Source organism: Rhizobium sp. PRIMUS64 (genome assembly GCF_023006465.1).
GTDB classification, from domain to species: domain Bacteria; phylum Pseudomonadota; class Alphaproteobacteria; order Rhizobiales; family Rhizobiaceae; genus Rhizobium; species Rhizobium leguminosarum.
This window is the reverse complement of the sequence record NZ_JALBGX010000077.1, coordinates 26,111-32,508: the sequence shown is the minus strand read 5'-3', so window position 1 is coordinate 32,508 and position 6,398 is coordinate 26,111. Positions and strand designations below refer to the sequence as shown.

Sequence of the window (6,398 nt, the reverse complement as noted above, 5' to 3'; positions counted from 1 at the left end):
CCGGTGGCGGCGCCAAGGCTGCTGCTGCGCCCGTATCCGCTGCCGCGCCGGCTCCGGCAACCGCTGCGAAGGGCGCGTCCGAAGAAGCCGTGCTCAAGCTCTTCGAACCGGGCTCCTACGAGCTCGTGCCGCATGACGGCATGCGCAAGACGATCGCCAGGCGACTGGTCGAATCCAAGCAGACGATCCCGCATTTCTACGTCAGCGTCGATTGCGAGCTCGATGCGTTGCTGGCGCTACGCGCCCAGCTGAACGATGCGGCTCCGCGCAAGGACAACGCTCCGGCCTACAAGCTCTCGGTCAACGACATGGTCATCAAGGCCATGGCGCTGGCGCTGCGCGACGTTCCGGATGCCAACGTCTCCTGGACCGACAGCAACATGGTCAAGCACAAGCACGCCGATGTCGGCGTCGCCGTCTCGATCCCCGGCGGCCTGATCACCCCGATCATCCGCAAGGCCGAGGAAAAGACCCTGTCGACAATCTCCAACGAGATGCGCGATCTCGGCAAGCGGGCCAAGGATCGCAAGCTGAAGCCTGAGGAATATCAGGGCGGCACCAGTTCCGTCTCGAACATGGGCATGATGGGCGTGAAGAACTTCGCAGCCGTCGTCAACCCGCCGCATGCGACGATCCTCGCGGTCGGCGCCGGCGAACAGCGGGTCGTCGTCAAGAAGGGCGAAATGACGATTGCCACCGTGATGTCCGTCACGCTCTCGACCGACCATCGCTGCGTCGACGGCGCGCTCGGCGCCGAGTTGCTCCAGGCCTTCAAGGGCTACATCGAGAACCCGATGGGCATGCTTGTCTGATAGCGGCGCGGAGGCGGAAATGACCAAGACCGTTCTTTGCTATGGTGACTCGCTGACCTGGGGTTATGACGCCGAGACGATCGGCCGTCATGATTACAAAAATCGCTGGCCGAGCGTGCTTCAGGCAGCGCTCGGCCATGAGGCGCGCGTCATCGCCGAAGGCTTGAACGGTCGCACCACCGCTTTCGACGACCATCTCGCCGATTGCGACCGCAACGGTGCGCGCATCCTGCCGACGATCCTGCAGACGCATGCACCGCTCGACCTCGTCATCCTTCTGCTCGGCACCAATGACATGAAGCCGGTTGTGGCAGGTTCTGCCTTTGCCGCATGCCAGGGCATCAGCCGCCTCGTGCGGCTGATCCGCAATCATGCCTGGCCCTTCGAATTTGATGGGCCGGAGATTCTGATCGTGGCGCCGCCGGCGATCCGCGCGACGGGCAACGTGCCTTTCGCCGCATCCTTTCCCGGCGGTATCGAGGAATCGGCAAAGCTTGCAACGCTTTATCGTGATCTTGCCGACGAACTCGGTTGTGGCTTCTTCGATGGCAATTCCGTCGCCAAGACCACGCCGATCGATGGCATTCACCTCGATGCGGACAATACGCGTGCGCTCGGACGCGGGCTGGAATCGATCGTGCGGATGATGCTGGGGATCTGACCATGGCCTCCTTCATCGCCCTCCGGCAGGCCTCACGGCGGGATGCCTCGGAGCTGGCGATTCTGGCGGATATCGCATCGCGCGGGTTTGCCTCCTGGCTCTGGTTTGCCGGTGTGGAAAACGGCGTGAGCGATACGCCGCTGGAGCGGGGCCGGCTGAAGATGAGCGAGGAGGAAGCCGTCGGCGGCTGGCGGGATGCCGTCATTGCCGAGGCCTATGGCGAGGTCGCAGGTGTGGCGATCGGCCATGCGCTGGGTGAGGGGATAGGCGATATCGAGGCGACGATTCCGGCAACCGCACCGATGCTCGCCTTGCAGAAAGCGGTTGTGGGAAGCTGGTTCATCGGCAGTCTCGGCGTCTATCGCCATCTGCGCGGCATCGGCATCGGACGCAGGCTGCTGGACGATCAGATCGAAAGGGCCGATCGGCGGCCCGTCAGCCTGATCACCGCAAGCGACAACGAAGCGGCTTTGTCGCTTTATGGAAGAAACGGATTCCTGGAGGCTGCGCGCGCCGATGCCGTGCCGCTCTTCGAAAACAGCAAGAGACACGCGTGGGTGCTCATGACCCGCAGCGCAGCGTAACAAAGGCAGGAAACACATGGCTGAATCCTACGACGTCATCATCATCGGCTCGGGTCCCGGCGGCTATGTCGCTGCTATCCGTGCCAGCCAGCTCGGCCTCAAGACCGCGATCGTCGAGCGCGAGCATATGGGCGGCATCTGCCTGAACTGGGGCTGCATACCCACCAAGGCGCTGCTGCGCTCGGCCGAGGTGCTCGACCACGCCAATCACTTCAAGGATTTCGGCCTCGTTCTCGAAGGCACGGTCAAGCCGGATGCCAAGGCCGTCGTCGGCCGCTCGCGCGCCGTCTCCGCCCGCCTGAATGCCGGCGTCGGCTTCCTGATGAAGAAGAACAAGATCGACATCATCTGGGGCGAAGCGAAGATCACCAAGCCCGGCGAGATCGTTGTCGGCAAGGCGTCGAAGCTCGTTGTCGAGCCGCAGCATCCGCTGCCGAAGAACGTCAAGAGCGGCGAGGGCACCTATACCGCCAAGCACATCATCATCGCGACCGGCGCCCGTCCACGCGCGCTGCCTGGCATCGAGCCGGATGGCAAGCTGATCTGGACCTATTTCGAGGCGCTGAAGCCGGATGTTTTGCCGAAGTCGCTGATCGTCATGGGCTCAGGCGCGATCGGCATCGAATTTGCAAGCTTCTATCGCTCGATGGGCGTCGATGTGACCGTCGTCGAAGTCATGCCGACCATCATGCCGGTCGAGGATGCCGAGGTAACGGCGATCGCCCGCAAGCAGCTTGAAAAGCGCGGCCTCAAGATCTTCACCAGCGCCAAGGTCACGAAGGTCGAGAAGGGCGCCGGCAGCGTTACCGCCCATGTCGAGACGGCTGATGGCAAGGTGCAGCAGATCACCGCCGACCGGCTGATTTCTGCCGTCGGCGTTCAGGGCAATATCGAAAACCTCGGTCTCGAGGCGCTCGGCGTCAAGACCGACCGCGGCTGCATCGTCATCGACGGCTACGGCAAGACCAATGTCGCCGGCATCTATGCGATCGGCGATGTCGCCGGCCCACCGATGCTGGCGCACAAGGCAGAGCATGAGGGCGTCGTCTGCGTCGAAAAGATCGCCGGCCTGCCGAACGTCCATCCCACAGACAAGGGCAAGGTCCCGGGCTGCACCTATTGCAATCCGCAGGTCGCCTCTGTCGGCATCACCGAAGCGAAAGCCAAAGAGCTGGGCCGCGACATCCGTGTCGGCCGCTTCTCCTTCGCGGCGAACGGCAAGGCGATCGCGCTCGGCGAGGACCAGGGCATGGTGAAGGTGATCTTCGACAAGAAGACCGGTGAGCTGCTCGGCGCCCACATGGTCGGCGCCGAAGTCACCGAGCTCATTCAGGGCTTCGTCGTGGCGATGAACCTCGAAACGACCGAGGAAGAGCTGATGCACACGATCTTCCCGCATCCGACCGTGTCCGAAACGATGAAGGAAGCGGTGCTCGATGCTTACGGCCGTGTGCTGAACGCTTGAGAATTTCCGAAGCTGCCCTTTATGTCCGGAGTGGAAAGCCACGCCGCTGGGGTGGAAAAAACGAAAGGAAATCATCATGTCTATGGAGACGCAGGCGTTGCTGGTATTTTTGCTGATCGGCCTGGTTGCAGGCTTCCTCGCAAGCCTGGTCGTCGGTGGCGGCGGGCTGATAAGATGCCTGCTGAGCGGCATCATCGGCGCCTTCGTCGGCGGTTATCTGTTCAGCGCGCTCGGTATTTCGCTGGGCATTGAAAACGCGCTGGTGGTGCAGATCATCCACGCCACCGTCGGCGCCATCATCGTGGTTCTGATCGCAAGGGCGGTCGCTTGAGGCGTAACTGAGGGCAGGGCATGGAAAGCGTCGGTTGGATTTCGGCAATCATCATCGGTGGGCTTGCGGGCTGGCTCGCCGGCAAGCTGATGGAAGCGCGATACGGGATTTTTCTGAACATCGTGCTCGGCATCGTCGGTTCGGTCGTCGCAAGCGCCGTCCTCGCGCAATTCCATGTCGAGGTGGTCGGCGGACGGCTCGGTTATTTCGTGACGGGTTTCCTCGGAGCCTGCCTGTTGATATTCCTTGCGCGGCTGGTGCGGCGCTAGATCCGATCGATTTGCCGCATAGGGGCGGTAGAAAGCTGAAACTGCAATGGTGACGATCCTCGATACGATCAATCGCGACGCCAAGCGCGTGCGGCATCCCGAGAAGGCGCATCGGCCTGATACGGAAGTCATGCGCAAGCCGGACTGGATTCGCGTCAAGGCGCCGACCTCCAAGGGTTATGCCGAAACGCGCGCGATCGTGAAGGAGCACAAGCTCGTCACAGTCTGCGAGGAGGCCGGCTGCCCGAATATCGGCGAGTGCTGGGACAAGAAGCACGCGACCTTCATGATCATGGGCGAGATCTGTACCCGCGCCTGTGCCTTCTGCAACGTCGCCACCGGCAAGCCGAATGCGCTCGACATGGCCGAGCCGGAGAATGTCGCCAAGGCGGTCAAGGAGATGGGCCTATCCCACGTCGTCATCACCTCGGTCGACCGTGACGACCTGGAGGACGGCGGCGCCGAACACTTCGAAAAGGTGATCTGGGCAATCCGTGCCGCCTCGCCGATGACGACGATCGAGATCCTGACGCCGGACTTCCTGAAGAAGCCGGGTGCGCTGGAACGCGTCGTCGCCGCCAAGCCCGACGTCTTCAACCACAATATGGAAACAGTGCCCGGCAACTATCTGACGGTTCGCCCCGGCGCCCGCTACTTCCATTCTGTCCGCCTGCTGCAGCGGGTGAAGGAACTCGATCCCACCATGTTCACCAAATCGGGCATCATGGTCGGTCTTGGCGAAGAGCGAAACGAAGTCCTCCAGCTGATGGATGATCTGCGCACAGCCGATGTCGACTTCCTGACGATCGGCCAGTACCTGCAGCCGACGCGCAAGCACCACAAGGTCGAAAGCTTCGTCACCCCCGACGAGTTCAAGTCTTATGAGACCGTCGCCTACAGCAAGGGCTTCCTGATGGTCGCCTCCAGCCCGCTGACCCGCTCCTCCCACCATGCCGGCGACGACTTTGCCCGGCTGAGAGCGGCGCGCGAGAAGAAGCTGCTGATGGCAGCCGAGTAACATCTGGTACTTGCTTTTTGATTGAACCGCGGCGATTTTCGCCGCGGTTTTTCTTTGGGAGGCCGACGATGAACATCACCTCCGGAGTGAAATCGACGCTGGTCGAAGCCGACCGTATCCTGGTGATCGGCTGCCCCGGCGGCGGCAAGAGCACACTCGCAACGCGGCTTTCGCGAGCGCTCGACCTCAACTACATCTCCATGGCCCGCGATTTCTACTGGCTACCGGGCTGGCGAAAGAGGCCGCGCGACGAGATCGACCGCCGGATAGCCGAGGCGGTGGCGGAACAACGCTGGATCATTGATGGAACCGGCCTCAGCTCCTTCCATCTTCGCCTGCCGCGCGCGGACCTCGTCATCTGGCTTCGGCTGCCCAGATATGCATGCCTCTACGGCGCCCTATCGAGAGCGTTCCGCTACTTTGGGCGCAACCGCCCCGAACTGCCTGCCGGCTGCCCGGAACGCCTCTCGCTGGACGCGCTTGCCTATATCTGGAATTTCGAACGGCATGCCGCACCTCTGATCGAGGCAGCACTTCGCGATCACGGGCTTTTCAATTCCACCATCATCTTAAGATCGCGCAAGGCAGCTAACCGGTTCGCCGCTCTTAGCGCTTGAGTCGCGCCGGCGAAACGCACGTTTGGCTCGAGGGAGTTGCATGATGGATCAGAGAGTAGACTTGCCGCCGCGTCAGCAGATCACCGATCTTAAACAAGCTGCTGAGCATATTCGCACAGCCCGCCGCATCCTCGTCATGGGTTGCTCGGGCGGCGGCAAATCCACGCTATCGCTGAAGATTGCCAAGCGCTTCGGGCTTTCCTACATTTCGCTCGATCGCGACGTATTTTGGCTTCCCGGCTGGGTGGTGCGCGACAGAGTCGAGCAGAGAAATATCATCGCCAGCCGGATCCTCGAAGAACGTTGGATCATGGACGGCACGAACCCATCCTCCCTGGACATTCGGCTGCCGCGCTCCGATTTCGTCATCTGGGTCCGCATGCCGCGGCTTCTCTGTATCTGGGGCGCAATCAGCCGGTGGGCGAAATGGATCGGCCGCACTCGCCCCGAAATGGCGCGGGGCTGTATCGAGAAGGTCGATTGGGAATTCCTCCGCTTCATCTGGACCTTCGAGGAGAAATTTGCGCCGCGCCTCGTCGCCGGCATCGCCGCACATGGCCCTGACGTGCCGGTTCTTCAGCTAAAATCCCGCCGCCAGATGCGCGAGCTTCTTGATCTTCTCGGCCGGCCCGATTAATTGC

General features: G+C 62.1%; 9 protein-coding genes. All 9 read left to right on the top strand.

What is annotated here, in order from left to right:
- The coding region (locus tag MOV76_RS25415) for a 2-oxo acid dehydrogenase subunit E2 (protein WP_247265554.1) at positions 1–812 on the top strand (812 nt) is incomplete at its 5' end.
- Between the two features lie 19 nt (positions 813–831).
- On the top strand, positions 832–1,473 hold the full coding sequence (locus MOV76_RS25410; RefSeq protein WP_018241905.1) for an SGNH/GDSL hydrolase family protein: 642 nt from the start codon (positions 832–834) through the stop codon (positions 1,471–1,473).
- 2 nt (positions 1,474–1,475) lie between these two features.
- Positions 1,476–2,057: an N-acetyltransferase gene (locus MOV76_RS25405; RefSeq protein ID WP_247265553.1), complete on the top strand. Its 582-nt coding sequence runs from the start codon at positions 1,476–1,478 to the stop codon at positions 2,055–2,057.
- Between the two features lie 16 nt (positions 2,058–2,073).
- Positions 2,074–3,522 carry a dihydrolipoyl dehydrogenase gene (gene lpdA / locus MOV76_RS25400; RefSeq protein WP_247265552.1) on the top strand — a complete coding sequence of 483 codons (1,449 nt, stop codon included), beginning with the start codon at positions 2,074–2,076 and terminating at the stop codon, positions 3,520–3,522.
- 76 nt (positions 3,523–3,598) lie between these two features.
- Positions 3,599–3,853 carry a GlsB/YeaQ/YmgE family stress response membrane protein gene (locus MOV76_RS25395; protein WP_003539329.1) on the top strand — a complete coding sequence of 85 codons (255 nt, stop codon included), beginning with the start codon at positions 3,599–3,601 and terminating at the stop codon, positions 3,851–3,853.
- A 20-nt stretch (positions 3,854–3,873) separates the two neighbouring features.
- Entirely contained in the window at positions 3,874–4,122 is a 249-nt protein-coding gene (locus MOV76_RS25390) for a GlsB/YeaQ/YmgE family stress response membrane protein (RefSeq protein WP_012757333.1), read from the top strand.
- Between the two features lie 46 nt (positions 4,123–4,168).
- Positions 4,169–5,140: a lipoyl synthase gene (lipA, locus tag MOV76_RS25385; RefSeq protein WP_247265551.1), complete on the top strand. Its 972-nt coding sequence runs from the start codon at positions 4,169–4,171 to the stop codon at positions 5,138–5,140.
- A gap of 68 nt (positions 5,141–5,208) precedes the next feature.
- The gene (locus MOV76_RS25380) at positions 5,209–5,757 is read left to right on the top strand and encodes an AAA family ATPase (RefSeq protein WP_247265550.1); all 549 of its coding nucleotides are present in this window, start codon (positions 5,209–5,211) and stop codon (positions 5,755–5,757) included.
- Between the two features lie 40 nt (positions 5,758–5,797).
- Positions 5,798–6,394: an AAA family ATPase gene (locus tag MOV76_RS25375; protein ID WP_113542273.1), complete on the top strand. Its 597-nt coding sequence runs from the start codon at positions 5,798–5,800 to the stop codon at positions 6,392–6,394.
- Positions 6,395–6,398: the final 4 nt, after the last annotated feature.